Source organism: Roseibium sp. MB-4, from assembly GCF_053005265.1.
Window position 1 is genome coordinate 260,013 of sequence record NZ_JBRKQB010000004.1, and the last position, 26,856, is coordinate 286,868.

General features: G+C 57.5%; 28 protein-coding genes. 16 read left to right on the forward strand and 12 right to left on the reverse strand.

Annotated features, from left to right (window positions below; all coding sequences use genetic code 11):
- Nucleotides 1-120: 120 nt before the first annotated feature.
- From rplS to rimM, 5 genes are all read left to right on the forward strand, one after another.
- Nucleotides 121-597 carry a 50S ribosomal protein L19 gene (gene rplS, locus ACVDG4_RS20695; protein WP_306149296.1) on the forward strand — a complete coding sequence of 159 codons (477 nt, stop codon included), beginning with the start codon at nucleotides 121-123 and terminating at the stop codon, nucleotides 595-597.
- 412 nt (nucleotides 598-1,009) lie between these two features.
- Nucleotides 1,010-2,554, forward strand: a complete 1,545-nt coding sequence (gene ffh / locus ACVDG4_RS20700) for a signal recognition particle protein (protein ID WP_409686621.1) — start codon at nucleotides 1,010-1,012, stop codon at nucleotides 2,552-2,554.
- A complete protein-coding gene (locus ACVDG4_RS20705; protein ID WP_166672833.1) occupies nucleotides 2,551-2,874 on the forward strand; it encodes a chorismate mutase in 324 nt (107 codons plus the stop codon). The genes ffh and ACVDG4_RS20705 overlap by 4 nt, the downstream gene beginning before the upstream one ends.
- 19 nt (nucleotides 2,875-2,893) lie before the next feature.
- Nucleotides 2,894-3,280: a 30S ribosomal protein S16 gene (rpsP, locus tag ACVDG4_RS20710; protein ID WP_133952597.1), complete on the forward strand. Its 387-nt coding sequence runs from the start codon at nucleotides 2,894-2,896 to the stop codon at nucleotides 3,278-3,280.
- Nucleotides 3,281-3,324: 44 nt separating this feature from the next.
- Nucleotides 3,325-3,885, forward strand: coding sequence for a ribosome maturation factor RimM (rimM, locus tag ACVDG4_RS20715; protein WP_209176348.1), 561 nt, complete (start codon nucleotides 3,325-3,327; stop codon nucleotides 3,883-3,885).
- On the opposite strand, the gene ACVDG4_RS20720 is transcribed toward rimM, so the two are convergent.
- Complete coding sequence (locus ACVDG4_RS20720) at nucleotides 3,828-4,352, reverse strand: VanZ family protein (protein WP_133952595.1); 525 nt, start codon at nucleotides 4,350-4,352, stop codon at nucleotides 3,828-3,830. The two genes, rimM and ACVDG4_RS20720, sit on opposite strands and share 58 nt — an antisense overlap.
- Nucleotides 4,353-4,526: 174 nt before the next feature.
- On the opposite strand from ACVDG4_RS20720, the gene trmD reads away from it, so the two are divergent.
- Nucleotides 4,527-5,237 carry a tRNA (guanosine(37)-N1)-methyltransferase TrmD gene (trmD, locus tag ACVDG4_RS20725; protein ID WP_409686626.1) on the forward strand — a complete coding sequence of 237 codons (711 nt, stop codon included), beginning with the start codon at nucleotides 4,527-4,529 and terminating at the stop codon, nucleotides 5,235-5,237.
- Nucleotides 5,238-5,631: 394 nt separating this feature from the next.
- The gene (gene acnA, locus ACVDG4_RS20730; RefSeq protein WP_447236508.1) at nucleotides 5,632-8,334 is read left to right on the forward strand and encodes an aconitate hydratase AcnA; all 2,703 of its coding nucleotides are present in this window, start codon (nucleotides 5,632-5,634) and stop codon (nucleotides 8,332-8,334) included.
- 120 nt (nucleotides 8,335-8,454) lie between these two features.
- Here the strand turns inward: acnA and ACVDG4_RS20735 are convergent, their stop codons facing one another.
- Complete coding sequence (locus ACVDG4_RS20735; RefSeq protein ID WP_306149300.1) at nucleotides 8,455-9,282, reverse strand: lytic murein transglycosylase; 828 nt, start codon at nucleotides 9,280-9,282, stop codon at nucleotides 8,455-8,457.
- A 545-nt stretch (nucleotides 9,283-9,827) separates the two neighbouring features.
- Nucleotides 9,828-10,496 (reverse strand): DJ-1/PfpI family protein, encoded by a 669-nt coding sequence (locus ACVDG4_RS20740; protein WP_447236509.1) that lies wholly within the window; start codon nucleotides 10,494-10,496, stop codon nucleotides 9,828-9,830.
- Nucleotides 10,497-10,575: 79 nt separating this feature from the next.
- On the opposite strand from ACVDG4_RS20740, the gene ACVDG4_RS20745 reads away from it, so the two are divergent.
- The 3 genes from ACVDG4_RS20745 (at nucleotide 10,576) to ACVDG4_RS20755 (ending at nucleotide 12,719) form a co-directional block, all read left to right on the forward strand.
- Nucleotides 10,576-11,532: a GlxA family transcriptional regulator gene (locus ACVDG4_RS20745; protein WP_447236510.1), complete on the forward strand. Its 957-nt coding sequence runs from the start codon at nucleotides 10,576-10,578 to the stop codon at nucleotides 11,530-11,532.
- A gap of 314 nt (nucleotides 11,533-11,846) precedes the next feature.
- A complete protein-coding gene (locus ACVDG4_RS20750; protein WP_409686634.1) occupies nucleotides 11,847-12,179 on the forward strand; it encodes a hypothetical protein in 333 nt (110 codons plus the stop codon).
- A 225-nt stretch (nucleotides 12,180-12,404) separates the two neighbouring features.
- Nucleotides 12,405-12,719, forward strand: coding sequence for a hypothetical protein (locus ACVDG4_RS20755; protein ID WP_447236511.1), 315 nt, complete (start codon nucleotides 12,405-12,407; stop codon nucleotides 12,717-12,719).
- 12 nt (nucleotides 12,720-12,731) lie between these two features.
- Here the strand turns inward: ACVDG4_RS20755 and ACVDG4_RS20760 are convergent, their stop codons facing one another.
- On the reverse strand, nucleotides 12,732-14,117 hold the full coding sequence (locus tag ACVDG4_RS20760) for a multicopper oxidase family protein (protein WP_447236512.1): 1,386 nt from the start codon (nucleotides 14,115-14,117) through the stop codon (nucleotides 12,732-12,734).
- A 108-nt stretch (nucleotides 14,118-14,225) separates the two neighbouring features.
- Nucleotides 14,226-15,821: a gamma-glutamyltransferase gene (gene ggt, locus ACVDG4_RS20765; RefSeq protein WP_447236513.1), complete on the reverse strand. Its 1,596-nt coding sequence runs from the start codon at nucleotides 15,819-15,821 to the stop codon at nucleotides 14,226-14,228.
- Between the two features lie 136 nt (nucleotides 15,822-15,957).
- Here ggt and ACVDG4_RS20770 point away from each other — a divergent pair, with 136 nt between their 5' ends.
- Nucleotides 15,958-16,389: a GlcG/HbpS family heme-binding protein gene (locus ACVDG4_RS20770; protein ID WP_306149306.1), complete on the forward strand. Its 432-nt coding sequence runs from the start codon at nucleotides 15,958-15,960 to the stop codon at nucleotides 16,387-16,389.
- 63 nt (nucleotides 16,390-16,452) lie between these two features.
- Here the strand turns inward: ACVDG4_RS20770 and phaR are convergent, their stop codons facing one another.
- Nucleotides 16,453-17,037, reverse strand: a complete 585-nt coding sequence (gene phaR, locus ACVDG4_RS20775) for a polyhydroxyalkanoate synthesis repressor PhaR (RefSeq protein ID WP_447236514.1) — start codon at nucleotides 17,035-17,037, stop codon at nucleotides 16,453-16,455.
- Between the two features lie 314 nt (nucleotides 17,038-17,351).
- Here phaR and ACVDG4_RS20780 point away from each other — a divergent pair, with 314 nt between their 5' ends.
- Nucleotides 17,352-18,533, forward strand: coding sequence for an acetyl-CoA C-acetyltransferase (locus ACVDG4_RS20780; RefSeq protein WP_447236515.1), 1,182 nt, complete (start codon nucleotides 17,352-17,354; stop codon nucleotides 18,531-18,533).
- 157 nt (nucleotides 18,534-18,690) lie between these two features.
- A complete protein-coding gene (gene phbB / locus ACVDG4_RS20785; RefSeq protein WP_055671741.1) occupies nucleotides 18,691-19,413 on the forward strand; it encodes an acetoacetyl-CoA reductase in 723 nt (240 codons plus the stop codon).
- 57 nt (nucleotides 19,414-19,470) lie between these two features.
- On the opposite strand, the gene ACVDG4_RS20790 is transcribed toward phbB, so the two are convergent.
- A complete protein-coding gene (locus ACVDG4_RS20790; RefSeq protein ID WP_447236516.1) occupies nucleotides 19,471-20,214 on the reverse strand; it encodes a DUF3299 domain-containing protein in 744 nt (247 codons plus the stop codon).
- Nucleotides 20,215-20,289: 75 nt separating this feature from the next.
- Between ACVDG4_RS20790 and ACVDG4_RS20795 the strand changes: the two genes are divergently transcribed.
- The gene (locus ACVDG4_RS20795; protein ID WP_447236517.1) at nucleotides 20,290-21,114 is read left to right on the forward strand and encodes a methyltransferase domain-containing protein; all 825 of its coding nucleotides are present in this window, start codon (nucleotides 20,290-20,292) and stop codon (nucleotides 21,112-21,114) included.
- Between the two features lie 106 nt (nucleotides 21,115-21,220).
- Nucleotides 21,221-21,862, forward strand: coding sequence for a septation protein A (locus ACVDG4_RS20800; protein WP_209180323.1), 642 nt, complete (start codon nucleotides 21,221-21,223; stop codon nucleotides 21,860-21,862).
- Nucleotides 21,863-21,898: 36 nt separating this feature from the next.
- Here the strand turns inward: ACVDG4_RS20800 and ACVDG4_RS20805 are convergent, their stop codons facing one another.
- The 4 genes from ACVDG4_RS20805 to ACVDG4_RS20820 form a co-directional block, all read right to left on the reverse strand.
- The gene (locus ACVDG4_RS20805; RefSeq protein WP_447236518.1) at nucleotides 21,899-22,321 is read right to left on the reverse strand and encodes a hypothetical protein; all 423 of its coding nucleotides are present in this window, start codon (nucleotides 22,319-22,321) and stop codon (nucleotides 21,899-21,901) included.
- 221 nt (nucleotides 22,322-22,542) lie between these two features.
- A complete protein-coding gene (gene rpmF, locus ACVDG4_RS20810; RefSeq protein ID WP_008193743.1) occupies nucleotides 22,543-22,728 on the reverse strand; it encodes a 50S ribosomal protein L32 in 186 nt (61 codons plus the stop codon).
- A gap of 181 nt (nucleotides 22,729-22,909) precedes the next feature.
- Nucleotides 22,910-23,641: a monofunctional biosynthetic peptidoglycan transglycosylase gene (mtgA, locus tag ACVDG4_RS20815; RefSeq protein ID WP_447236519.1), complete on the reverse strand. Its 732-nt coding sequence runs from the start codon at nucleotides 23,639-23,641 to the stop codon at nucleotides 22,910-22,912.
- A complete protein-coding gene (locus ACVDG4_RS20820; RefSeq protein ID WP_447236520.1) occupies nucleotides 23,628-24,848 on the reverse strand; it encodes a class I SAM-dependent methyltransferase in 1,221 nt (406 codons plus the stop codon). Before ACVDG4_RS20820 ends, mtgA begins: the two co-directional genes overlap by 14 nt.
- 144 nt (nucleotides 24,849-24,992) lie before the next feature.
- On the opposite strand from ACVDG4_RS20820, the gene ACVDG4_RS20825 reads away from it, so the two are divergent.
- Nucleotides 24,993-25,898 (forward strand): polyprenyl synthetase family protein, encoded by a 906-nt coding sequence (locus tag ACVDG4_RS20825; protein ID WP_447236521.1) that lies wholly within the window; start codon nucleotides 24,993-24,995, stop codon nucleotides 25,896-25,898.
- A gap of 23 nt (nucleotides 25,899-25,921) precedes the next feature.
- Here the strand turns inward: ACVDG4_RS20825 and ACVDG4_RS20830 are convergent, their stop codons facing one another.
- Nucleotides 25,922-26,845 carry a prephenate/arogenate dehydrogenase family protein gene (locus ACVDG4_RS20830; protein ID WP_447236522.1) on the reverse strand — a complete coding sequence of 308 codons (924 nt, stop codon included), beginning with the start codon at nucleotides 26,843-26,845 and terminating at the stop codon, nucleotides 25,922-25,924.
- Between the last annotated feature and the right edge of the window lie 11 nt (nucleotides 26,846-26,856).

The following is a 26,856-nucleotide window of genomic DNA, read 5'->3' on the forward strand; positions in this document are numbered from 1 at the left end:
CACCGAACTCCATAAAATCCGGCGGATATGCAACATGGCCCAAAGCTGGTGAACCCGTTCTTGGCACCTTTGATCCCAAGGACGCTCTGACCGCTTTGTAATTGAAAAGGGAAACATGCCATGAATATCATCGAGCAGCTGAACGCTGAAGAAATGGCGAAAATCGAAGCTCAGCGTAAGCTTCCTGAATTTTCTCCGGGCGACACCGTCCGCGTTCTGGTGAAGGTCACCGAAGGCAACCGGACCCGTACACAGGCTTATGAAGGCGTATGCATTGCGCGTTCCGGCGGCGGCATCAACGAAAGCTTCACCGTCCGCAAGATTTCCTACGGCGAAGGCGTTGAGCGTGTGTTCCCGATTTACTCTCCGATGCTGGAAGGCGTAGAGGTTGTCCGCCGCGGTAAAGTCCGCCGTGCGAAGCTCTACTACCTGCGCGACCGCCGCGGTAAGTCTGCTCGTATCACAGAGAACACCAACGCCCGCTCCAAGCGCCTCAATGAAGACGCCCGCGCGGAAGCAGCTGCTGCAAAGGCAGCCAAGGCTGAAGCCAAAAAGGCCGAAGCAGAAGCAGCTGCTGCAGAGACCGCTGCCGAATAAGCAGCTCTCAATATCGGTTTCGCAAGACGGCTTCTGGAGTGATCCAGGAGCCGTTTTGTTGTTTTGGAGCCATGGGGCGCTTTGTTGCGTGGTGTTTCTTTGTCCAGAGCAGCTTGATGCCGGAAAGGCAGACAGTGTCTGGCGCTGATAAAGACCAGAAATCCGCAGCCTTCCTTGACTCTCTTTCCTCTTTCCGGCATAAGCCCGCGAACTCCATATGAGTGACTGACATTTCAATCCGCCGACCGGGACCCGCAAAGGTATAAAGAGCGCCCGGAGGTTCCCACCCGACAGCGCGATGCGCCCTCGGGTGCAAAACTGCTTTGCGCCCTCGCATTCGGTTGGATTTCAATGATGGTTCCCCATATGGTTCGGGAGATTTCCCGAAACGAATTGAGCCAAGGACCCTTTGATGTTTGAAAGCCTGTCCGATCGACTAAGCGGTATTTTCGACAAGCTCACCGGCCGCGGTGCGCTGTCGGAAAACGACGTCAACGAAGCGTTGCGCGAAATCCGCCGCGCGCTGATCGAGGCCGACGTCGCCCTGCCGATCGTTCGTTCTTTCACGGACAAGGTCCGTCACCGTGCCGTTGGCGCAGAGGTCGTCAAATCCGTCACCCCAGGCCAGATGGTGGTGAAGATTGTTCACGACCAGCTTGTCGAAATGCTCGGTGAAGAAGGTCAACCGATCGACCTGAACGCACCGGCGCCGGTCGCGATCATGATGGTCGGCCTTCAAGGTTCCGGTAAGACCACCACCACGGCCAAGATCGCCCGCCGTTTCACCCAGCGCGACAAGCGAAAGGTGCTGATGGCCTCGCTCGACACCCGCCGTCCGGCCGCGCAAGAGCAGCTGAAAATCCTGGGTGAGCAAAACGACGTCGACACCCTGCCGATCATCGAAGGCCAGGGCCCGGTCGAGATTGCCAACCGGGCCATGTCCGCAGCCAAGCTCGGCGGCTATGACGTGGTTCTCCTCGACACCGCCGGCCGGATCCACATCGACGAGCCGCTGATGGTGGAAATGGCCGAGGTCAAGGCCGCCGCCAATCCGCATGAAATCATTCTTGTTGCTGACAGTTTGACCGGTCAGGACGCCGTCAATCTGGCCCAAAACTTTGACGAGCGCGTTGGAATCACCGGTATTGCTCTGACCCGTATGGACGGTGACGGGCGCGGCGGTGCGGCCCTGTCCATGCAGGCGGTCACCGGCAAGCCGGTCAAACTGATCGGTACGGGTGAAAAGTCCGACGCACTGGAAGACTTTCACCCAAAACGGATCGCCGACCGGATCCTCGGCATGGGCGACATTGTTTCGCTCGTCGAGAAAGCAGCCGAAGCCATTGATGCGGAACAAGCCGCAAAAATGGCGAAGAAGATGCAGAAGGGTCATTTCGACCTGGAAGATCTCGCCGAGCAGCTCAAGCAGATGGAAAAGCTGGGCGGAATGTCCGGCATGATGGGCATGTTGCCGGGCGTCGGCAAAATGAAAAAGCAGATCGACGCCGCCGGTCTCGACGACAAGATGTTCAAGCGCCAGATCGCGATCATCCAATCGATGACCCCGACCGAGCGCAAGAAGCCTGATCTCCTCAAGGCCAGCCGGAAAAAGCGCATCGCCAGTGGTTCCGGGGTTGAGGTGGCCGAGGTCAACAAGCTTTTGAAAATGCACCGCCAGATGGCGGACATGATGAAAAAGATGGGCAAGGGCAAAGGCATGCTCGGCAAGCTGATGGGCGGCATGGGCGGTGGTATGCCGGATGTCGATCCGAAGCAGCTGGAAGAGATGGCCAAGTCCGGCCAGATGCCAAGTGGCATGGACCTGCCAAAGGGACTGCCGGGCGGAATGCCGGGTCTCGGTGGTCCGGGCCTTCCGCCAGGAATGCCGGGCCTGCCAGGCCTTGGCGGTCCGAAGATGCCGGGCCTTCCCGGCATGGGGAAGGGTAAGAAACGATGAGCCAGGCTGAAACCCAACTGGGACAAAGCGCGGCTCTCGATGAGCTGAAGTCCTTGCGCGGTTCGATCGACAACATCGATGCAGCGCTTATTCACATGCTCGCAGAGCGTTTCAAGTGTACCCAGAAGGTGGGTGTCTTGAAAGCCACAAACGACCTGCCGCCGGCTGATCCGGCGCGGGAAAAAATTCAGATCGAGCGGCTGCGGAAACTCGCAGCCGACGCCAATCTCGATCCTGACTTTGCCGAGAAATTTCTGAACTTCATCGTTCGCGAAGTGATCCGGCACCATGAAGCCATTGCCGCTGAAGCCGGCAACTGAAACACACTGGAGAAATAAAATGGCTACGAAAATTCGCCTTGCACGTGGCGGTTCCAAGAAGCGCCCGTACTACCGCATCGTTGTTGCTGACATCCGCGCTCCGCGTGATGGCCGCTTTATCGAAAAAGTCGGTTCCTACAACCCGATGCTGCCGAAGGATTCCGAAGAGCGCGTTCAGCTGAACGTTGAGCGGATCCAGTACTGGCTCGGCAACGGCGCACAGCCGACCGATCGTGTACACCGTTTCCTCGATGCTGCCGGTCTCCTGAAGCGCGAACCGCGCAACAACCCGAAAAAGGCCCAGCTCGGCCGCAAGGCGCAAGAGCGTCTCGACGAGAAGAAGGCAGCTGAAGAAGAAGCTGCTGCCGCTGCTGCCGAGGCTACAGAAGAAGCAGCTGCGGAATAAGACTGCATACGCCGCATAGATATCCGGCTTGAGGGCCTTTTGAGATGAGCTCCAAAGAGACACAAAAGGTGCTGATGGCCAAAATCGGCGCGGCGCATGGCGTTCGCGGGGAAGTGCGGGTCAAGCCGTTCGGCGATGACCCGCTTTCCTTCACCGACTATGGTGTGCTGACCACAAAGGACGGCAAGCAGTCCTTTGAAGTGGTGAGTGCGCGAGTGCAAAAGACGGTTGTCGTCACGAAATTCAAGGAAGTGACCGACCGCAACAGGGCAGAAGAACTCAACGGTACCGAGCTTTACATCGACCGGGACCAGCTGCCTGAAACAGATGAAGACGAGTTCTACTATTCCGACCTGAACGGGCTGGATGTGAAGGACCCGCAAGGTGAGCCGCTCGGTAAGATCGTGGCGGTGCAGGATTTTGGCGCAGGCGATCTCCTGGAGATCCGGCCGAAACGCGGTAAGACCTTCTATATTCCCTTCACCAAGGACTTTGTTCCGGAGATCAATCTAGACAGCGGATTTGTGGTTGCCGATCTTCCGGAAGATTATTTGTCGGATGAAAAGCCGGATCCGGAATCATCGACCGATTCGCCGGACAGATAACGGGTCGGCACGGGTTTCAAACCCATTTCCCCAAGATCAATGTCATCGGTTTCGTCACTCAACGCCTGTCGGGTTTCTGAGCGTATTAGCGCGATCAGAGCAACCACGAGCGACACGCCGATCGCGTTTGCGACAATATCCGGCACCGACATTTGGTGATGCGGCAGCATGCCCTGTACGATTTCGCCCAGGATGCCGAGGCTCATCGCGATAAAAGCGGAGATCCGCAGCCGGCAGCAAAACAGGGCATGAATCGATAGGGTCAAAAGCGCGAAAAACGCGATGTGGAGAACCTTATCGTACGGGTGACTGACGCCGGTCTCAAAAACGAGGCCGACCAGAACACCAAAAGCGATCAGGGCTGCAAGCGGGAGAACCCGGCCGACAGACAGCTCAATAAAATGTGGGTCTTCCCGAAGAAGAAAGATGTCTGGAAGCTTGAATTTTATCCTCGGGAAACGGCGCACGACAGACCACCTGATTGTTATCTCCTTGTCACTTAGCACAAGGACGATTAATCAGAGCTTTCAAACTCCTAAAGCGGGCAAACAGCAACAGAATTACCAATTTACTTGGTAAATGGATCGTTAAGGCTGACCCGGTGTAATCTTGACCCAATGCGGCAAACACACGGTGCTTCCATGACCTTCAAGGCAACCATTCTCACGCTCTACCCTGACATGTTTCCAGGGCCACTTGGACAAAGCCTGTCCGGCCGTGCGTTGGAGAAAGGTCTGTGGGACATTGAGACCAGCCAGATCCGGGATTTTGCGACCGATAAACACCGGTCCGTCGATGACACCCCTGCAGGTGGTGGTGCCGGCATGGTGCTGCGGGCCGACATTCTGGCGAAAGCCATTGATGCCGCGGCTCCGGCTGAAGATCCGCGCCCCCGCATTCTGATGAGCCCCCGCGGAAAACCGTTTACGCAAGCAAAAGCACATGAGCTGGCAGAAGGGGCTGGTGCCATCATCGTGTGCGGCCGGTTTGAGGGTATTGATCAGCGTGTCATCGATACGCGGAACCTGGAGGAAATCTCCATCGGGGATTACATCCTGTCGGGCGGAGAGATCGGTGCCATTACCATGCTGGATGCGATCGTTCGCCTGATCCCGGGTGTGATGGGTAACATGGAAAGCGCGGATACGGAAAGCTTCGAAACTGGTCTTCTGGAGCATCCCCACTACACACGCCCGGCGGAGTTCGAAGGGCTGACCATCCCGGATGTCCTGACCTCTGGCAATCACAAGAAAATCCACGAATGGCGTCTCGCTGAAGCTGAACGCTTGACCCGCGAACGGCGACCGGATCTTTGGGATGCTTACATGTCTGACGATGACGACGTGGATTGAGTGGTGCTTCCGGAAGCTAAGTCACTGGTGTCTGCCGATAGATACCACAAATGCCTTTGCGGTGTAGAAGCCCTTGTAATTCCATAATGAATATACATCTCCATCGGAAATGAGGTCCTGTTTCCTAAAAGGGTCTGCCGGGCGGAGGCAATGCATTTTTGAAGCCGTCTATTGCCCTGGGTGTTGCGCCTGTTCTGGTGAAACCGCTCGGAATTTTGTATAGGACTCTCGCGAGTTTCTTAGGGACAAGAATGGGGGAGAGGCTCTGTTCGCGTCCATTGCGGAACCTTTTGGGATGAAATGGCTTTTCTTCTCAAGGCGCCTGCAAAATGTGTAGACCGGCGGCCGGCAAGACGCGGCGAGGCTGCCATGGATGCGAAGGAGACCACACGTCGTGACCCAGTCCCTCGACAGTTTCAACTGTAAGAAAACCCTCACCGCCGGTGGCAAGACCTACACCTATTTTTCCATTCCCGAGGCTGAGAAAAACGGTCTTGAGGGTGTTTCCAAGTTGCCGTTTTCATTGAAGGTCGTCTTGGAGAACCTGCTGCGTTTCGAAGATGGGCGCACGGTGACGAAAGACGACATTCTGGCCTGCGCCGAGTGGCTTAAGACGCGCAAATCCACGCACGAAATCTCCTACCGGCCAGCGCGCGTCCTGATGCAGGACTTTACCGGTGTTCCGGCCGTCGTTGACCTTGCCGCCATGCGCGATGCGGCAGTAAAGCTTGGCGGGGATCCGCAGAAGGTCAATCCGCAGGTGCCGGTGGATCTCGTGATCGACCACTCGGTCATGGTTGACTATTTCGGCACCGGCGACGCGTTTCAGAAAAACGTGGAACTGGAATACGAGCGCAACGGCGAACGCTACGAGTTCCTGCGTTGGGGCCAATCCGCGTTTGATAACTTCCGCGCCGTGCCACCGGGTACCGGTATCTGCCACCAGGTGAACCTGGAATATCTCGCCCAGACCGTCTGGACGAAACAGGAAAACGGCGAGGAAATCGCCTATCCGGACACACTGGTCGGCACAGACAGCCACACCACCATGGTTAACGGCCTTGCCGTGCTCGGCTGGGGCGTTGGTGGTATCGAGGCGGAAGCTGCCATGCTCGGCCAGCCGATCTCCATGCTGATCCCGGAAGTCATTGGCTTCAAGCTGACCGGAAGGTTGAACGAGGGCATTACCGCCACCGATCTGGTTCTGACCGTAGTACAGATGCTGCGCGCCAAGGGCGTGGTCGGTAAATTCGTGGAATTCTATGGTCCAGGCCTCGACAACTTGTCCCTGGAAGATGCAGCGACCATCGCCAACATGGCGCCGGAATACGGCGCGACCTGCGGCTTCTTCCCCGTGGACAGTGACACGCTGAAATATCTGGAAGCAACCGGCCGAGACAAGGATCGCGTCGCGCTGGTGGAAGAATACGCCAAAGCCCAGGGCATGTTCCGGGAAGGTTCGGAAGAACCGGCCTTCACGGACACCCTGGAGCTCGATATCTCCACCGTTGTGCCCTCGCTCGCCGGCCCGAAGCGCCCACAGGACCGTGTGACTTTGTCCGAGGCCGCGCCGGAGTTTGCCAAGGCGCTGAAAGACATCAAGAGCGCGACAGCAACTGCCGGTGATGTGGCCGTGCTCGACAAGCCGGGTCAGCGCTATTCAGTTGAGGGGAAGGATTTCGATCTCGGTGAGGGCGACGTGGTGATTGCCGCGATCACTTCTTGCACCAACACCTCCAACCCGTCTGTTCTCATCGGTGCCGGGCTGGTTGCCAGAAAGGCGCTGGAAAAAGGTCTCAAGGTGAAGCCGTGGGTAAAAACCTCGCTGGCCCCGGGCTCGCAAGTGGTCACCGACTATCTGGAAAAGGCCGATGTCCAGAAGGACCTGGATGCGCTCGGCTTCAACCTGACCGGCTATGGCTGCACCACCTGTATTGGCAATTCCGGCCCACTCGATCCGGCGATTTCCAAGACCATCAACGACAATGACCTGGTCGCCTGTTCTGTTCTGTCCGGCAACCGCAACTTCGAGGGCCGGGTGAACCCGGATGTGCGCGCCAACTATTTGGCCTCGCCGCCGCTGGTGGTCGCTTACGCACTGGCCGGATCCATGCACATCAATGTGGCAGAGGACCCGCTCGGTGAAGACCGCGACGGCAACCCGGTCTATCTCAAGGACCTGTGGCCGACCACGGAAGAGATCACCGCGCTAATCCGCTCTTCGATCACCGAAGAGATGTTCCGCGAACGCTACTCCGACGTCTTCAAGGGGGACGAGCACTGGCAGGCGATTAAGGTCGAAGGCGGCATGACTTATGGCTGGCCGGCCGGGTCCACCTATGTGCAGAACCCGCCTTATTTTGAAGGCATGACCATGGAGCCGAAGCCGCTTGAGGACATCGAGAACGCGGCGGTCATGGGGCTGTTCCTGGATTCGATTACAACCGACCACATCTCACCGGCCGGTGCTATCAAGGAAAACAGCCCGGCAGGTCAGTACCTTTCCGAGCATCAGGTCGCCCGCAAGGACTTTAACTCCTACGGCTCACGCCGAGGCAACCACCAGGTCATGATGCGTGGCACCTTCGCCAATATTCGCATCAAGAACCAGATGGTTCCGGGCGTCGAAGGCGGCGTCACCATGAAGGACGGTCAGCAAAAGTGGATTTACGACGCCTGCATGGAATACCAGGAAGCGGGCCGTCCGCTGGTGGTGTTCGCCGGCAAGGAATACGGCACCGGTTCATCCCGCGACTGGGCCGCGAAAGGCACCAAACTGTTGGGTGTGCGTGCCGTCATCGCCCAGTCCTTTGAGCGCATTCACCGTTCCAACCTTGTCGGCATGGGCGTCATCCCGCTGACCTTCAAGGACGGGGAAAGCTGGCAGTCGCACAACATCACCGGCAAGGAAAGCGTGACCATCAAGGGCATAGCGGACATCCAGCCGCGTCAGATGATGGATGTGGAAGTGACCTATGAGGACGGCACCACCAAAACCATTGAGTGCCTGTGCCGCGTCGATACCGAAGACGAGCTGGAATACATCAAGGCCGGCGGCATCCTGCACTATGTCTTGCGGAACCTGGTAACAAACTGAGATATCTGCATCCGGAGCGATCTCAGGGTCGCTCCGGTTCTCATAAATCGGACATGAAAAAAACGGGCGCTTTGAAGCGCCCGTTTTTATTTGTTGAGGGTTTATGCGTCAGAACCAGGCTTATTGGTCGATCAAGCCAGCCGCATAGGCGATGGCGCGTTGATAGTTGCCGCTGTCGTTCCAGGTTGAGAGAACCCGGAAATTGGCAGACCCGTCCGCAAAAGACCGTCCGGCCCGCCACCCATTGCGGCGAAGCATGTTTGCTGCCGTTGCAAGCGCGTCGGCTGCATTGTTGGGATCTGCACGGCCGTCGCGATTTCCGTCGACGGCAAAACGCACCCAGTTGCCCGCCAGAAACTGCATGTGCCCGAGTTCACCTGACGGCCCGCCGCGGCTGTTGCCGGTGATCAGGCCCCGATCAACCAGTTGGAGCGCAGCGATGGCATCGTCCTCAAAGCGCGGATGACGGCGGCAATAGGAGGCGAGGGTAACAGCACCGCTGACAATGGGCGTGTTGCCGGTATACCCGCCCCAATTCGTTTCATATCCCCAGATTGCAACGAGGATAGATCCCGGGACCCCGTAACGTTGCTCAATAGACTTAAACAGTCTGGCGTTCTGCTGGAGTTTGCGTTTGGCGCCGGAAACAAACGTGTTCACACTTGAGAAGCGGCTCTTCAGGAACTGTTCAGGACTGCGATAGCGCATGCTGGATTGTGACGCCGGGTTTGATTCAAACCGCCATGTGATGCCGGACAGCTTTGCCTGTTGCAGCGCTTGCAGACCGCGTTTCTTGACACCTGACGCTGCGGCTTGTTGGGCGAGTTGCTGTTTGTAGGCGCCAAATTGACCCTTGCTGGTAATACAAGATGCGGCCAAGGCCGGTGTTGCCATCATCGCACCGGCAACAATCGCCACCATTCGCAGTGCGGCCCGTTTTGGTGTCATATCAATCTCCATCAATCCGAATGATCCAAGGTCAAACTGCCAAACACGCTTACGTCATCGCATAAATATCACTGATACCATACTTGAAGCTGACTTACCCAAGTCTGACAGGAGACAATTGGCGATCGATTATTTGCGATGTTCCTCGATCGTCGGAGAGCCGACGTATTTTTTCGGACTGCCGAGTACGGAAACACACCGATCTGTTCATTGGATACAGATACTTAGGTGTCTTTCGCAACGTCGGGATGACGTTGGTTAAAATCGGCAGGAGCTGTCCGGTGCCTGCCGGTTTTTGACCAGATCAGGGGATACATACCGCTGTTCACTCCGAGCAATACTCAAAAAGTTACGCGAATCAGATCGCATTCTTCCAATCAGGCGGATGCAGGAGCGGCTCGCAGGAGCGATTATGGTTGGTTGATCGTTATGGTCGTGCCGTTGCTGTCTGGACCTCGAGCCGGGACCAATTTAGGGGGCTGATCCCCGATCGGGTCCGGGACGGCAAAGCACAGATCGGATGTGTTTAAAGGCCAAAACAACCGTCAGGCTGGTTCGCCAAGAAGGTCCAGCCGCTCCTGTCGGGAGTGCGCCATGCGTTTTCGTGCCTCGGCAATGATATTGGGTGCTGCTTCGTCCGGAGTGCCGGATGAAAAGGGCGGGGCCGGAGCGTATTCAATCGCGAGCTGGACGGTGCGTGCCTCTTCTTCTCCGAGCAGCTCGGCAAGGATTTCCAGTCCGAAATCAATTCCAGAGGTGATACCGCCGGCCGTATAGAGGTTGCCGTCTTTCACCACCCGTTCCCGGACCGGGACGGCGCCCAGTTGTGGCAGGAAGTCGACGGCGTTCCAATGGCTTGTCGCGCGTTTGCCTTTCAAAAGCCCGGCCCGGCCAAGAACCAGCGATCCGGTGCAAACGGAGGTGATGTATTGCGCGTTTGCCGCCGCGCGTCGTACGAATTCGAGCACTTCTTCGTCCTGCAGCAACGGATTGACGCCGCCGCCACCCGGGATGCACAGGACATCAAGGTTCGGGCATTCTGAAAACGTTGTATTTGCCTGGATTTCCATACCGCTGGTCGTTGTGATCGGGTCACAGTTTTTCCAGATCAGATGAACCTTCGCGCCCGGCACGGCAGCAAACGCATCGTTTGGTCCCGCAACATCCAGCAACTGAACATTTGGAAAGATGAGAATTCCGAAAGACAGGGTCATGAGAGCCTCCATGTTGACAGGCCCGTGATAGCAGCCCACCATCTGGCGATCTGGACAATTACCCCAAGGATTACGCCAAATGACACGCCGCATTGAAATCCTTGCTTATGACGCGGTCCAGGTGCTGGACATCACCGGGCCGATGCAGGTGTTTGCCTCGGCCAATGAACAGCTGGTAGCGGCCGGAAAACCCGCAGCCTATGAAATTGAAACGGTGTCGGCGACTTCTCCGGTGAAGAGTTCCAGCGGTCTTGCCCTTCTCGCAAATCCGTTGCCGGACGACGTCAGCGCCATCGATACGCTTCTGGTTCCAGGCGGATACGGGATCGACCGCCTGTGTGAAGACGCGGATATTATCGGCTGGCTGACCGCTCGGGCCGCGAATGCCCGGAGGATTGCTTCCGTGTGCAGTGGTGCGTTTCTGCTGGCGACAGCCGGATTTCTGGATGGCAAACAGGCCGCAACGCATTGGCAGCGGTGTGCCGAGTTCAAACGTAGGTTTCCGGAAGTCCGGTTGAAAGCCGATCCGATCTATGTTCGGGACGGCATCATTTGGACGTCTGCGGGCGTGACGGCCGGAATAGATCTTGCCCTTGCTCTGGTTCAAGAAGATCTCGGCCGGGAACTGGCGTTACAAGTTGCCCGGCAGTTGGTCGTGTTTTTGAAACGTCCCGGCGGGCAATCCCAATTCAGTGCCGCGTTAACACTTCAAAACGACAGTGGCCGCTTTGATCAGCTGCATTCCTGGATGATCGAGAACCTCCAGAACCCCATTACCCTGAATGACATGGCCGAACAGGCGGTCATGAGCCCGCGCACACTATCCCGTCACTACAAGAAGGAAACCGGCCGCAGCCCGATGCGCACACTGGAAGAGTTGCGGCTCGATCAGGCCCGTCAGCTGCTTGAGCAGGATCGCCCGGTTGCGCAAGCTGCAAGCCGCAGCGGTTTCGGCACGGAAGAAACCTTACGGCAGGCGTTCCAGCGCCGGTTTGGTGTCAGTCCCCAGGCCTACCGGGAGCGTTTTTCGGGCTAAACAACTGAGGCGCTTTGGCCACAATCTTGGAAACATGACCGGGTGAATTCGGGAAACACATGGCTTTCCAACTTGGGAATCACTACCGGAAAATCGAAACACAAAGTTTCAAGACGGGATTGATGTTTCCACCACAATCCCCGTTTTTCGCCTGAAATGTCCTAAATTTGATCAATCTGTTAACTTTTTGAAGGCGGAAATGGCCGATTTCTGCGGACAAAAGGTTAACGCCTCGTTAAACTGGCACATGAGTTGCGAGGTCAGAGGGAGAGCCGCGGTAAGCGTGCCATTCTGACACAATGAGGCGTCAAAACGTGCGAGTGAACCCTGTTACATCAACCGGCCGTGCCAATGTGAGGCGCAAGCGTCCATCTGTCGGTGAGACGGAAAGCGAACGCAGAACGGCCTTTTCTGCGCATGTGCCGGTTCCGCTCGAGCCGGTTCTTGAACGCAAGCAGGATGCTTTTGCGGGTCGGTATCGCCCGAATTCTATTTTCCTCGCTCACTTGATCGCCACCCGCGATGGTGAGCTTCAGGCAAGGTCCGGCAGGCAGACAGAACCCCTCACCGGGGTCAACACCTACCGGGCGACCGCTGCCCTTCCCCGCCAGCGGGGGGCCGGTCACGTCCTGAAGACGGAGCGGTGAGGTTTGACGTTTCCAGACGTACCACTGGACACCTTGGCCCGGAGCTGTTGCTCCGGGCCTTTTTCGTTTTTGGAGCGCGTGCGTGCGGATCTCAGCAGAACGGTAAACTGTGACTGAAAACACAGTTTCATTTCGGGACAGGGTCTATTGTGACCTTGGTTCCGGACAGAGCCCGGACCTCCGAACAGATTGGCCATGGACTGGCCCAAACCGGAGAAGATGCAAATGCAAGTTCAACCGATCATCGCCATTCGGCCACCGAAAATCCGCCAGCGTCCGGCGGCGGATGTTCCCTCAGCTGGCGATAGCGAAACACGCGCACAGCCGGAATTTGTTCCAACCAGCACAGAAGCCACGCAAGCGGCTGTTGCCACTCCGGTCGAAACCAGGCCCCATGCTTATTCCGAGCGCACCGCGCATCTGCTGATTACCCATCAGGCATACGCGCAAACTGCGCTTGACCGGTCGAACCAGATGGAAAGCTATGCATCCGCCAACCGCTCCGCGCGTTCGGTGCCAAGCGTCTCTTTTTCTGTCTGATCTTTCAGTGACCTAGTCTTCAATTCTCAAGAAGCCGGCAAGCCCGGTTTTCTGGTGTTCGATCACGTGGCAATGAAAGGCCCAGTCGCCGGGATTGTCCGCGACAAGCGCGACCTCCATCGTTTCTTCCTCAAGCAACAGAGCTGTGTCTGTGACGAGCGGCGGGAGTTTGCGTTTGTTGGATCGAAGCAGCTGAAACGAGACGCCGTGCAGGTGGATCGGATGCGCATTGGGCGATTCATTGCGCAACCGCAAGACATAGGATTTGCCGAGTTTCATCCGGGCCAACGGGTCTAGCGGCCCCGGCACATCGCCTGGCCAGGCCTCGCGGTTGATTGACCAGAACGTATAGCCGAGAGATCCGCAAATACTCGCTTGAGGGGCATCCCCTTCTGGCGACCAACCAAAAACAAAATCGATCACCTCTGCATTGGCAAGGTCCGGTTTCGGGACCGGATTGGAAGGAAGGGCTTTGAGATCTATCAGTTGGCGGTTGGCGCTTGTGCCCGTCGCCCTGAAACGCGCCAGTACCTTGTCACCATTCGGCCGGCGCAAGAAGAGCGTTACGTCTTGGCCCTCCTCATCGGGAACCCTTAAGGCGACGTCAGCCCGCTGACCTGGAGCCAGAAGAATATTTTCTGCCGACATTGGTCCGGGGAGCGTATTGGAATCAAGCACGATCACGTGAGCCGCACCGCCTTTAACTCCGAACGTTCCGACCCGCGTGACATCGGTTACGGCTAACCTTAGCCGGACCAGACCACCCGCTGGTACCTCATAAACCGGATCGATCTGCCAATTGACCGTGGAGACAGTGCCGTATGTGCCGCCGCGAGCGGCATTGCGGGCCTTGAACATTTCAATAAATTGACCATCACCGCCAAGACGGAAATCCCGGATATTGAGCGGAAGATCCAGATCAAATCCCGGGTCTTCGTCTTCTTCAACGATCAGGACACCGGTGAGGCCCCGGCCCATTTGCTCCAATGTGTTGCAATGCGGGTGGTACCAGAACGTGCCTGCATCCGGCGGGGTAAAGGCATATCGAAAGGACTGACCCGCTTCGATCGGATGCTGAGTCAGATATGGCACACCGTCCATCGCGTTGGCGATCCTGAGGCCGTGCCAGTGCACGATGCTTGCCTCATCCAGAGTGTTCTGAACGTCAATAACGGTCGTCTCGCCCCGTCGCATCCGCAAGACCGGCGGCGGACCATCCGGAGCAAAACTCATCATGTCACAGGTGACGGTTCCCGGCAGAAGGCTGTGTTCATAGGGAGAGATGGTCAGCGTGTGATCTGGGCTACTGGAAGCGCGCGCTGCCAGTCCGCCAGCTGCAAAGGCCGCACCTGTCGCCGCTGATCCAAGCAGCAGCTCGCGCCGGGAAAGTCCCAACATCTTTAAATCTCCAAAAGTCATCGGCGCGTCCAAGCGCAGTTCTGCACCCGGACCGTGTTTTGCTCAAGGAGATTTACTGACGCAGGCCGCCCAGAGACATGCTCTGGATCAATACCCTGCCGCGTGACCGTCTTTCCGCGGATCGGATCCTGCGGTGAGAACATGGCGCGCCTTGTCGATCATGATCGCCTGACTGCCGCCAATCGCGCCCTGCGCTGGCACAACCGTATGTCCAAGCGCCTTCAGACCCTCAATGGTGGACGGTGGAACAAGGCGTTCCGCCTGCAAGGCATGGGTTTCCAGATCGAAGAACATGCGTGGGAAGTCGATCGCCGCCTGCACATCCATACCGTAATCGATAATGTTGGTCAGCAAATGCGCATGACCGCAGGCTTGATAATGACCGCCCATGACGCCGAACGAGAGCCATGGAGCGCCGTTTTTCAAGGCCACGGCTGGAATGATCGTGTGCATCGGACGCTTGCCGCCAGCGATGGAGTTGGCAAAGCCTGGTTGCGCTTTGAACGAGCGGCCTCGGCAATGCAGCAGCACGCCGCTTTCCGGTGCGACGATGCCGCTGCCGAAATCGCTGAACAGGGAATTGATGAAGGAGACCGACAATCCGTCCTTGTCGACGATGCTGAGGTAGATCGTGTCGGTCTGCGGCGCGAGGCTGGTCTCGGCAATGTCGGTCTGCCGTTTGTCGATGGAAATACGCTGCGCAAGCTGATCGATGTAGTCTTCACCGATCAACCGGGTATGGCAGATGTCCATGTAGCCCGGGTCGGTGACATAGTGATCACGGACCGCATAGGCGAGGCGGGCGGCTTCCATTTCCAGGTGGAAGCGCTCGGTCCCGAACGGGTCGAGATTTTCAAGATGAAAGCGCTCCAGAATGCCCAGCATGATGAGCGCGATGACGCCTTGACCGTTGGGCGGCAGCTCTGCAATCGCGTGGCCCTTGTACTCGCGGACAACCGGAGAAACGGCCGTTGTGTGGCAGGCGGCAAGGTCATCGGTTGTCATGATGCCACCCTTGGCGGCCAGCGCACCAACGATGTCTTCTGCAATCGCGCCGGAATAGAAAGCGTCTGCCCCTTCATCGCCAATGGCTTCGAGTGTTGCCGCGAGATGCGGGTATTTCAGAACCTGGCCAATTTCGGGCGCGGCGCCCTTGACCAGATACCGGGCTGCGGAGACCGGATCAGCGGCCAGTTTGTCAACGTTCTTTAGCCAGTCGCTTGCAACGCGCGGTGCGACGGGGAAGCCATCCCGCGCATAGTCGATCGCCCGCTTGAACAGGGATTTGAACTGGCGGGTGCCGTGGGCTTTCAGGAGCGTTTCCCAAGCCCGGATTGCTCCCGGTACCGTGACTGCATGCGGCGAGGTGTCGGTGATTTCAGAAACGCCCAGCTCTGCAAGTTTTTCAGGGCTGGCTGCGCGCGGCGCCGCGCCAGAACCGTTGAAGCCGGTGAGCCGGCCGTCCGGCTCGGTGACGAGTGCAAAGCAATCACCGCCAATACCGGTCATATGTGGTTCAACAACAGCTTGTACGGCCGCAGCCGCAATGGCTGCATCAACGGCATTGCCACCATCTTGCAGTACTTCGATCGCGGCGCTAGTCGCCAGCGGATGGGAGGTCGCAACAGCAGCTTCTCGTGCAAATACCGGTGATCTGCCTGGTGCTTGAAAGTCCCGCTTCACTGAATTCCCCCCATGGCGGCTGGCGATTGTTTCCTATTGGCCGCAAATGCTTGTTGAATAAACACTCTATTCCATGCCGGGCTGCTCTGTTAGCAAGCTGGCAATCTTGGCCCGCACCTTAAGGAGAACGAGCTCAATGCGCAAACTCACACTTTCAACCGCAGAGACCATCATTTCTGCCGCATTCGAAAAAGCAGCAGAACTTAGCCTGAAGCCATTGACGGTGGTGGTTCTGGATGCGGGCGGTCATGCGATTGCGCTGAAACGCCAGGATGGGTCTTCCATCATGCGTCCGCAGATCGCAACCGGCAAAGCGGTTGGTGCACTGGCGGTGGGCACAGGCACACGCTGGCTCAACGCCAACGCAGAAACCCGTCCGCATTTTGTGAATGCCCTGAACGGAGCTTCCGGCGGAGCGATCATTCCGGTGCCGGGTGGCGTGCTGGTGAAAAACGAAGACGGTGAAACCCTCGGCGCCGTCGGCATCACCGGTGATACGTCCGAAAACGATGAAGCCTGTGCGGTCGCCGGCATTGAGGCCGTCAAACTTGTCGCAGACTGCGGCTGATCAAATAAGCAAAAGCGGCAGTTCAGATGGACCGCCGCTTTTTCGTTTCAGAAAGAGATCCGATCAGGGCTTGTCAGTCAGTTTGCTGATCGTCTTCTGCATTTCTTCCAGCTGCCGTTTCATGTCGTCCAGGTCGCTGGATTCCGGCTGCGCAGGTTTCTTGGCTGAACCCGCCGCTGCAGCTGCCGAACCTTCACCAGTCGGAAACGGCATGAACATTTTCATCGCCCGCTCAAACATTTCCGTGTTGCGCTTTACCTGATCTTCAATGGCGTCGAAGGCAGTCGCGCCGAAAGCTTCACTCATCTGGGCGCGCAGTTTTTCCTGTTCCTTGGTCAGCGAAGTCATGGAGTATTCCAGATAGCTGGGCACGAGGCCCTGCATGCTGTCTCCATAAAAGCCGATCAGCTGGCGAAGGAAGGACACGGGCAAAAGGTTCGTTCCTTTTGCTTCTTGCTCAAAAATGATCTGGGTCAGAACAGACCGGGTGATGTCGTCCCCGGACTTGGCATCATAAACGACAAAATCTTCCTCCCCCTTCACCATCACCGCGAGATCCTCAAGGGTCACATAGGTGCTGGTGCCGGTATTGTAGAGCCGCCGGTTGGCGTATTTCTTGATGATTGTCGGCTCGCTGGTCTTGGCCATCGGATGGTTCCGCCTTTCATTCCGCAGCTGCGCGCCTGCAGTGGCTGTTTATCTATTGACGACAATGTCTTCGCAGACCTGTCATCTCCTCCGACTATGAGACTAAGCCAATCGTATTGTCTCGTGCCAGCCTTTTTATGTGCAGTGACGAAAGGATAATGCCGCAACAGCGAAAACAACACCGTCATAGGGGTTGTCACGGTTGACACACTACCCGCTGCAAGTTCTAGTCCCTTCATCGTCACGGTTCAGGGAGGCCGTGAAAGAGGTCACCCATCCAAGGCCAACAGACGGCCAGAAGTTTGGAGAGTAATATGAGCGCTTCCACCGACGTTGTTATTGTCAGTGCGACCCGCACCCCGGTTGGGTCTTTCAATGGATCTTTCGCAAACACGCCAGCACATGAGCTTGGAGCGCATGTCATCAAGGCTGCTCTGGAGCAGGCCAAGGTCGATGGCGCGGATGTGGATGAGGTTGTGTTCGGACAGGTTCTGACCGCCGGACAGGGCCAAAACCCGGCGCGGCAGGCTGCGATTGCCGCTGGCATTCCCGACGGCGCAACAGCGTGGGGCCTCAATCAGGTGTGCGGTTCAGGTCTTCGCACCGTTGCGATTGCAGCGCAGCAAATCCAGACCGGTGATGCGACCGTCATGATCGCAGGTGGTCAGGAAAACATGACTATGTCGCCGCACTGCGCTCCGATGCGTGCCGGCTACAAAATGGGCGACTACAAGATGGTCGACACCATGATCAAGGACGGCTTGTGGGACGCGTTCAACGGCTACCATATGGGCCAGACCGCAGAGAACGTTGCCGAGAAATGGCAGATCACGCGTGAGCAGCAGGACGAGTTCGCTGTTGCCTCCCAGAACAAGGCGGAAGCTGCCCAGAAGGCCGGCAAGTTCAAGGACGAGATCACCCCGTTCACGGTGAAGACCCGCAAGGGCGACATCGTTGTCGAGGATGACGAGTACATCCGCCATGGGGCGACAATCGACGCCATGCAAAAGCTTCGCCCGGCCTTTAACAAGGAAGGCACCGTGACCGCTGCGAACGCGTCGGGCATCAATGACGGCGCCGCAGCCCTTGTTGTCATGAGCGCTGCGGAAGCTGAAAAGCGCGGCCTCACCCCGCTTGCCAAGATCGCCTCTTGGGCCACAGCCGGTGTTGACCCGACCATCATGGGCTCCGGTCCGATCCCGGCCTCGCGCAAAGCGCTGGAAAAAGCCGGCTGGTCCGTGGAAGAGCTGGATCTGGTGGAAGCCAATGAAGCGTTCGCTGCTCAGGCATGTGCGGTCAACAAGGACATGGGCTGGAACCCGGACATCGTCAACGTCAACGGCGGTGCCATCGCGATCGGTCACCCGATCGGAGCGTCCGGTGCCCGCATTCTCTGCACCTTGCTGCACGAGATGGTACGCCGCGACGCCAAGAAAGGCCTTGCCACGCTCTGCATCGGCGGCGGCATGGGCGTTGCCATGTGCCTGGAGCGCTAAGACGGCTTACCCGAAAGTCTGAAACTATAGAGAGGTTTCTTTGACATTGGTCATGGTTGGGCAGGAGGCGCCCTGCCATGACTACATCCCGGAATAGACTTGTAATGAACTCAAACGTGCCGGAAAGGCCGTAGAGGGGAAACCAGGAGGGGAATACATGAGCAAGGTGGCATTGGTTACCGGAGGCACCCGCGGTATTGGCGAGGCAATCTCACGCGGATTGAAGGAAGCGGGTTACACCGTGGCGGCCACTTACGCCGGCAACACCGAGAAGGCTGAAGCCTTCAAGGCAGAGACCGGCATTCATGTTTACAAGTGGGACGTTTCCGATCCGGACGCTTGCGCTGCCGGCATTGCCCAGGTGGAAAGCGATCTCGGTCCAGTTGAAGTTCTGGTCAACAACGCCGGCATCACGCGTGACGGCATGTTCCACAAGATGGACTTCGATCAATGGCGGGCCGTAATGTCCACCAACCTTGATTCCATGTTCACCATGACGCACCCGGTGATCAACGGCATGCGCAGCCGCGGCTCCGGACGTATCATCAACATCTCGTCCATTAATGGCCAAAAGGGCCAGATGGGCCAGACCAACTACTCCGCCGCAAAAGCCGGCGTGATCGGCTTTACAAAGGCGCTGGCTCAGGAAAACGCCTTCAAAGGCATCACCGTCAACTGCGTGTGCCCGGGCTACATCGGCACCGACATGGTTGCTGCCATGCCGGAGAAGGTCCTGGAATCCATCGTCGGCGGTATCCCGGTCGGCCGGCTGGGCAAACCGGAAGAAATTGCAGAGACAGTCGTCTACCTGGCTTCTGACAAGGCCGGGTTCATGACCGGTGCGGTTATGACCATCAACGGTGGCCAGTACATGGCTTAAAGCCTGACGGTTCGATCTCACGAAAAGGCGCCTGCAGGCGCCTTTTTGCTGTTAAGGCTACCGTGTGAAGGAGCGAAAGCCGCGGTCCCCGACATCCCTTTTTTGCGGCTCCAGCGCCCGGATATCGGTGACGTCCATGTCGAAGGATGCGGTGATTGTCACATCGCCATCCAGAAGATTGATGGTCTGTCTTGAGACACTCAGATCCAGGCGGCCCTGCAGAAGAACGGGTTTGTATAGTTCGGCCTCCGCCCAGTCTTCTTCGAGCCTGTAGAAGATGATCTGGTTGGGCGCAGGTGCCGGGACATGACTGCACATGCCATAGCCAGAGACGAGATAGCCGTATTTCGCAGCGCCCGTTTCATCCAGGACCGGGATCACGTAGCCGGTGATTGCAACATCTTTGCCTGCGAGATCCGAATTGCCCTGCAAACGCGCTTCGGCTCTTCTTCTCGCGACCTCATCGCGCTGGGCGAGAAGCTGATCGGTCTGGATCCCTGCGGCGGCAAGTTTGGCCTCCTCATCCTTTAGGCGGCGCTCCAGCTTGGCGCGCTCCTCAAGGGTCAGCCCACCGCTCTTCAGCCCATTTCGGATCCTGTAAACTGCGGCAAGTGACCTGAGTTCGGAAAGGTAGAGGTTTTCGAAAGGATCCTCATACCGGGCGGCAGCCGGGTCCTTGAGATCAGGCCAGTCAATCGGTGTGACGGCCGCTGCCGGACCGACCGCAATCGCAAAAGTCAGCGCCGCGTAGACAAAGGCAGTTGCAGCGCGGCGCAAACCTGTTGGCGTGCTCCGAGCCATAAGAACATAATCCCTTGCGCGTGCAACTCTCACTTGCAATGATCGCCTTATACGTTTTATGGGCGGCGGTGATTTATGAAGTTCCTTGCGCAAGCTTACCAGAATGCAGACGCGTTTTCCGGTTCGGAGTTGGAAAATCTGGAAGGCCTCTTACACCTGATGGCTGCGCATCCAGGTTTTCAGGCCTACAAAGAGGTCTCTTATGGACTTCTGGAGCTGTCGCCCGAGAGCCACGTTGCAGATGTTGCCTGTGGCCTTGGTTTCGACCTGCCGCACCTGAAAGCGCTGGTTCCAAGAGGGGCTGTGACAGGCTTTGACCTGAGCGCCAAGTTTCTTGCCTCGGCAAGGGCGCACATTCAGGCCGCAGCAGGCGGCATCGATGCCTCCATCCACTTCCAGCAAAGCGACATCAAGGCCTTGGCCGCTGACACAGGTGCTTTCGATGCCGTTCGCATTGACCGGTCTCTGCAGCATATCCCGGAGCCCGAGGTGGCGATTGCCGAGATGCTCCGGATCGTCAGACCCGGCGGCATCCTCTGCGCGGCCGAGCCGGATTGGGGGAGTTTTGTGATTGCCTCGAGCGCCCCGGAGATCGCAACAAAGATTGCCGCAGTTTATGCCTGTGCCCTGGTCAATCCGCGAATTGGCCGAGACCTTGTGGATTTGATCGGAACGCAAACGGAGTTGACCCACCACAGTGTACATTCCCTGTTGTTCGAGAGTTTGGCCGACCTCAACCGCATGTGCGTCCTTGGCGATATTACGGCCCGCAGCGTCGAAGCAGGCGTCATTACGTCATCGGAAAACGCAAGGTTCTGGCAGGATCTTGAAGAGCGGGACCGTGCTGGCCGGTGTTTTGCCAACTTGAATATCCATTTGGTTTCGGGGCGAAAACCTTGACCATGGTGTCTTTCAGGACGGTTTGAGCGCTTTATCGCGCGCCAAGCCTTGACCGGCCGCCCCGGTTATCCCTATTTCCGGGACAGCTCAGCACCGGAGAGACTTTATGGAATTGGAACGCGCCCCGAATGACCCGTCCCGCAAGGAACTGTCGCCGCTCTTGAAGCTGGCCTTGGAGTTGGGACCGCTCGGCGTTTTCTTTCTCTTCAATTCCAGAGGTGAGCAAATTGCGGAGAGTTTTCCGGTTCTCAAAGCGGTGGGTGAACCGATCTTTCTGGCAACGGCCGCATTCATGGTGGCGATCACTATCTCGCTGGTTGTGTCCCTCTCTCTGACGAAGCGTTTGCCGATCATGCCGCTGGTCTCCGGCGTGGTCGTGATCGTGTTTGGCGCACTGACCTTGTGGCTTCATGATGAGCTTTTCATCAAGTTGAAGCCGACCATCGTCAACAGCCTGTTCGGCGCCATCCTGCTTGGCGGTCTGTTCTTCGGCAAGGCCCTGCTCGGGTATGTGTTCGACAGTGCGTTCAAATTGACCGACGAAGGCTGGCGCAAGCTGACCTTCCGCTGGGGGGTCTTTTTCTTTGTCCTGGCGGCGATCAACGAGATTGTCTGGCGCAGTTTCTCGACCGATTTCTGGGTCAGCTTCAAGGTATTCGGGGTCATGCCGATTACCCTGATTTTTACCCTCACCCAGCTTCCCCTGATTCAGAAACATGCGATTGTCGAGGACGAAGAAGAGGCTTGATCAAGCCTTCGATAAACCCTGCTGTTTCTAGTTGAATTAATGCATCTCACCGTGGCCGAAGGCGACGTCGCGGCGGGCGCCGGTGATGGAGATTGAAAAGCCTGCGATGACGTCGATCAGGGCAATCACCATCAAGATAAAGAACACGGACGTTGCCGCCTGCGGAATGATTAGGAACTCCACCAGGAAGGCAACGAACACCAGCACGGACAGCATGTGATCGACGACGGCGGCTTTGCCGATCCGTGTGGCTTTCAGGATTTCGATAAACAAGAAGAACAGGCCCGCCGTGATCAGGAGATCGCTGGCGAGCAGCTGAAAGTCGGCACCGGAGACCATTGTGATTGAGAGGACCGGTGTTGACCAGAAACTCGGGTCCGCCGCGCCTGCGGTGAACGCAAAGCCGTTGTAGATCAAAAGAGCGAACAGTGTGAACGGAAGAGCGGATAACAGGCGCATCAGGCGGCTCCGGTGTGAAACAAGAAAATCCTCGCAGAAGGTCTAGCAACTTCGGCCCGGAAAGTCTCTCTGGAAGTCTGCAGCCAGCCTAGCCACTTATTCGACCCCGAAAAGAAAAAGGCCGACCTGTCGGAACAAGGTCAGCCTCAATCTTGTTTTGCCATACGGCGATCCAGCCTGATCACGGCTGCTTTCAGGACCAGCCCGAAAGCATGTCCGTCTTAGGCGTCGTCCTTAGCGGACAGGATCTGACGGCCCCGGTACATGCCAGTCTTCAGATCAACGTGATGCGGGCGACGCAGTTCGCCCGAATCCTTGTCTTCGACATAGGTCGGCTGTTTCAGGGCGTCCGAAGAACGGCGAAAACCGCGCTTCATGCGCGAGGTTTTTCTCTTTGGAACGGCCATTTTGTTTTTCTCCGTGGTCCATACCCATGCGGCCCGGACCGGGAAAGCCCGGGGCGTGGCTGCACGCAGGTGTTCGAATGCGCGGCGTTATACAGGCAACGCCGGCGTTTTGCCACCCCATTGATGAAATTTTCTTTTGACCTGATAGGCGGGATACCGGCCAGCGGATAGAGGCTCGTGATTATTTCCCCAGAACACATTCGAAAATGGGCCCGGCACTGCGGACCCGGGCGACGTTCTTGGACGCAAGACGCTCGTGTCCGGCCGACGGTTTTGCCGGGTTGCGGCCAAGCGGATTGGGCAGAGCTGTGGCCAGCCGCGCTGCTTCCCGGCTGCTCAAGTCTTTGGCAGGTTTGCCAAACCAGGCGTAGGCAGCGGCTTCGGCGCCAAATATCCCCTCACCCCATTCGGCGACATTTAAATAGATTTCCAGGACCCGTTTTTTGGTCAGGATCGCGTCCAGCATGAGCGCGAGCGGAATTTCCATGCCTTTGCGGATGTAGGACCGGTCATTCCATAAAAAGAGGTTCTTGGCGGTCTGCATGGTGATGGTGCTTGCCCCGCGCGGACGCTCACCCTCACTCAGGGCTTCGACCTGTTCCCGCAAGGCGCCCCAGTCCACCCCGTGACTGATGCAAAACCTGCCGTCTTCCGACGCAATAACCGAGCGGATCAGATTGGGCGATATGTCTTCCAGCGGAACCCATTGCCTGTCCACCCAGAGAAATTGCACATAACGGGCGAACATCAAGGTGCTGACCGGTGGCACAACAGAGTAGATCACGGTCAGGATCGGCGGCACCAATAAGAGAACCACGAGAAGCTGCACCAGCCGCCTGCGGAACCCCTTCCAGGTCAAGATCCCATGTTTGGACCTTCGGGTCTTGTCCGTTTTGGCCTCAGCCCGTGGCATTCATTTCCCGTTCGTTGTCGACGATAAAGTCCCGGATGATCGGCACGGCTTCGCGCTCTTTCGACAAAAGCAACTGCATCACCATGTTCGATCCGTGCAGGAACCCGAGCTCCGCCGCACACAGATAGAATTCCCACATCCGGCAGAAGCGTTCGTCGTAAAGATCGGCTGCCTCTTGCCACTTGTCCAGGAACCGCACCCGCCAATCCCGGCAGGTATAATAGTAATGCAGACGCAGGATTTCTGCGTCGCACACCCATAGCCCAAGGCGTTCGGTCGATGCAAAGACTTCCGAAAGCGCGGGCACATAGCCGCCGGGAAAAATGTACTTGCGGAAGAACGGACCGGTGGTTCCTGGAGGGGTCATGCGACCGATCGAGTGGATCACGGCAAAGCCGTTGTCGGTCAGGCAGTCCTTCACCTTGGCGAAATACTCATCCTGGTGACCGATCCCGACATGCTCCATCATGCCGACGGAAATCACCCGGTCGAACTGGCCTTCAAATTCCCGGTAATCCTTGAGGACAAACGTGACCTTGTCTTCAACACCGGCTTCGCGAACGCGTTCCTCGGCGATCTTTACCTGCTCAGGTGATACGTTCAGCGAGGTGACTTTGGCGCCGGCCTTCGCCATTTGGATCGCGAGCGACCCCCAGCCGCCGCCGATTTCGAGAACTTCCATGCCCGGTTTCAAGTCGAGCTTTGCGACCAGATGTGTCAGTTTGGCCGCCTGGGCGTCCTCAAGGCTGTCGTCCGGGCTTGTGTAATAGGCGCAGGAGTAATTCATCCCGTCATCGAGAAACAGGCGGTAGAGGTCGGTTGAGAGATCATAGTGATGCCGCGCCTGTTTCTTGGCTTTGTCGACGCTGTTGGCTTGCTGGCGGCGGCGGAAAGCCTTCCAGCCCTTGCGAAGGAGCCCCTGGACCGGATGCGCTCCCAATGGTGCCCGGTTGATCGAAAACAGAAACAAAAAATCGTAGCAGGTCGACCCTTCCTCCATGGTGAGTGTGCCGTCCATGTAGGCTTCGCCTGCTGCCAGCTCCGGATTGAGAAACAGCGACGTGTAAAGTTTTTTGTCATGCAGCCTGATTGTGACAGTCGGTCCGTTCTCGCCGGATCCGAATTCATGCAACGCACCGGACACATCATAAACGCACATGCGTCCGTTCTTGATGAAGGTGCGGAGCAAGCTGGACAGCAATTTCATATGTCAATTCTCCAAGGGATTACAGCCGGTGCGGCGGGTAGGCAGAAGCGGACTAATTCCAAAGACAAGTCTTGACGATACAGCGATTTCGCTTCAGGGAAACCCCATTGGCAAAGACTGTAAACCCGGCTCGGGAGCCCTCGTGTGACATTTGACCTGAAATCCCATCTGGCGGCGCAGGCCGGACGCATCGAGACGGCTCTTACCAGCCTGCTTGAGAACTGCCCGAGCGATGGTGAAATTTCCCGTCCGGAGCGGTTGATCAATGCCATGCGTCATGGCGCGCTTAACGGCGGCAAACGTCTGCGCCCGGTACTGGTCATGGATGCGGCAGGGCTTTTCGGCCGGGCAGATGACGGGGTGGTGCAGGCGGGCTGTGCCCTGGAACTCATCCATTGCTATTCGCTGGTTCATGATGACCTGCCAGCCATGGATGATGATGATCTGCGCCGTGGGCAACCGACGGTGCACAAGGCCTATGATGATGCGACCGCCATTCTTGCAGGTGACGCTCTTTTGACGCTGGCTTTTGATGTCATCACCGATGAGTCGGTGCATCCGCAGGCAGGAACCCGGCTAAGATTATGCCGGGAGCTTGCCCGGGCGTCCGGCATTGGCGGAATGGCCGGGGGGCAAATGCTGGATTTGGAATCGGAGCACCGGGACCGGTCCGAGGCCGAGATCCGCCACCTTCAATCGATGAAGACCGGTGCGCTTTTGCGCTATGCATGCCGGGCAGGCGCCATTTTGGGCGATGCTTCAGATGCCGATGTGGACCGCTTGACCCGCTTTGGAGAAATCATCGGCCTCGCCTTTCAGCTGGCAGACGATCTTTTGGATGTCGAGGCAAGTCCGGAAGCCATGGGCAAGGCAACGGGCAAGGACGCAGAAGCGGGAAAGGCGACGCTGGTTGGCCTTATGGGCATAGAGAAGACCCGTGCAGAGCTGCAGGCGCTTCTTGAGGAAGCCAATGGTCTGATGGCGCCTTATGGGAACAAGGCCACTGCGCTTAACGCATTGGCGGACTACATCGTCACGCGCTCAAATTGATGGGTCCTGACCCTAAAGCCCAATCAGTCGCCTGAGTGGCGACCGAAGTCTGGTGCATCGGTTTCCTGACCTGCCTCGATGATTGAGCGGCGGATGCTGCGGGTCCGCTCAAACATATCGAACAACTTGTCGCCGTCGCCCCAGCGGATGGCCCTTTGCAGGGCCGACAGATCTTCCGAAAACCGTGCCAGCATCTCCAGGATGGCGTCCTTGTTGTTTAGACACACATCCCGCCACATGGTCGGGTCAGACGCGGCAAGACGGGTGAAGTCCCGGAAACCGGAGGCCGAATACTTGATCACCTCTGATTTCGTGACTGCTTCCAGATCGTCTGCCGTGCCAACGATGTTGTAGGCAATGACATGCGGCAGGTGAGACACGATCGCGAGCACGAGGTCGTGGTGCTTGGAATCCATCAGATCGACATCAGAACCGCAGCCCTGCCAGAAAGCCTTCAGCTTTTCCAGCGCGTCCGGGTCGGTGTTTTCCGGCGGTGTCAGAATGCACCAGCGCTGATCAAACAGGGTTGGAAAGCCAGCGTCCGGTCCGGACTGTTCGGTACCCGCGATCGGATGGCCCGGGATGAAATGCACACCTTCCGGCACATGCGGCGCGACCTGCTCGACAACGGATCCTTTGGTCGAGCCGGCGTCTGTCAGGATCGCCCCCTTTTTCAAGGCGGGAGCAATCCATTTTGCGATCGCTTCATTTGCCCCAACCGGCACGCAGAGGATGACAAGGTCTGCCCCTTCGACCGCAACAGCGGCATCGACCGAATAGCTGTCTCCAAGCCCCAACTCCTCAGCCCGCTGTAGCGTCGCTTCGGAGCGGGTGGAGATGGCGATTTCTTTCACAAGGCCGCGCTGGCGGGCGGCCTGGGCAAGGGACGACCCGATCAGGCCAATCCCGATCAGGGCCATGCGCTCAAAAATGGGGGCGTTGGTCATAAGGTCTTTTT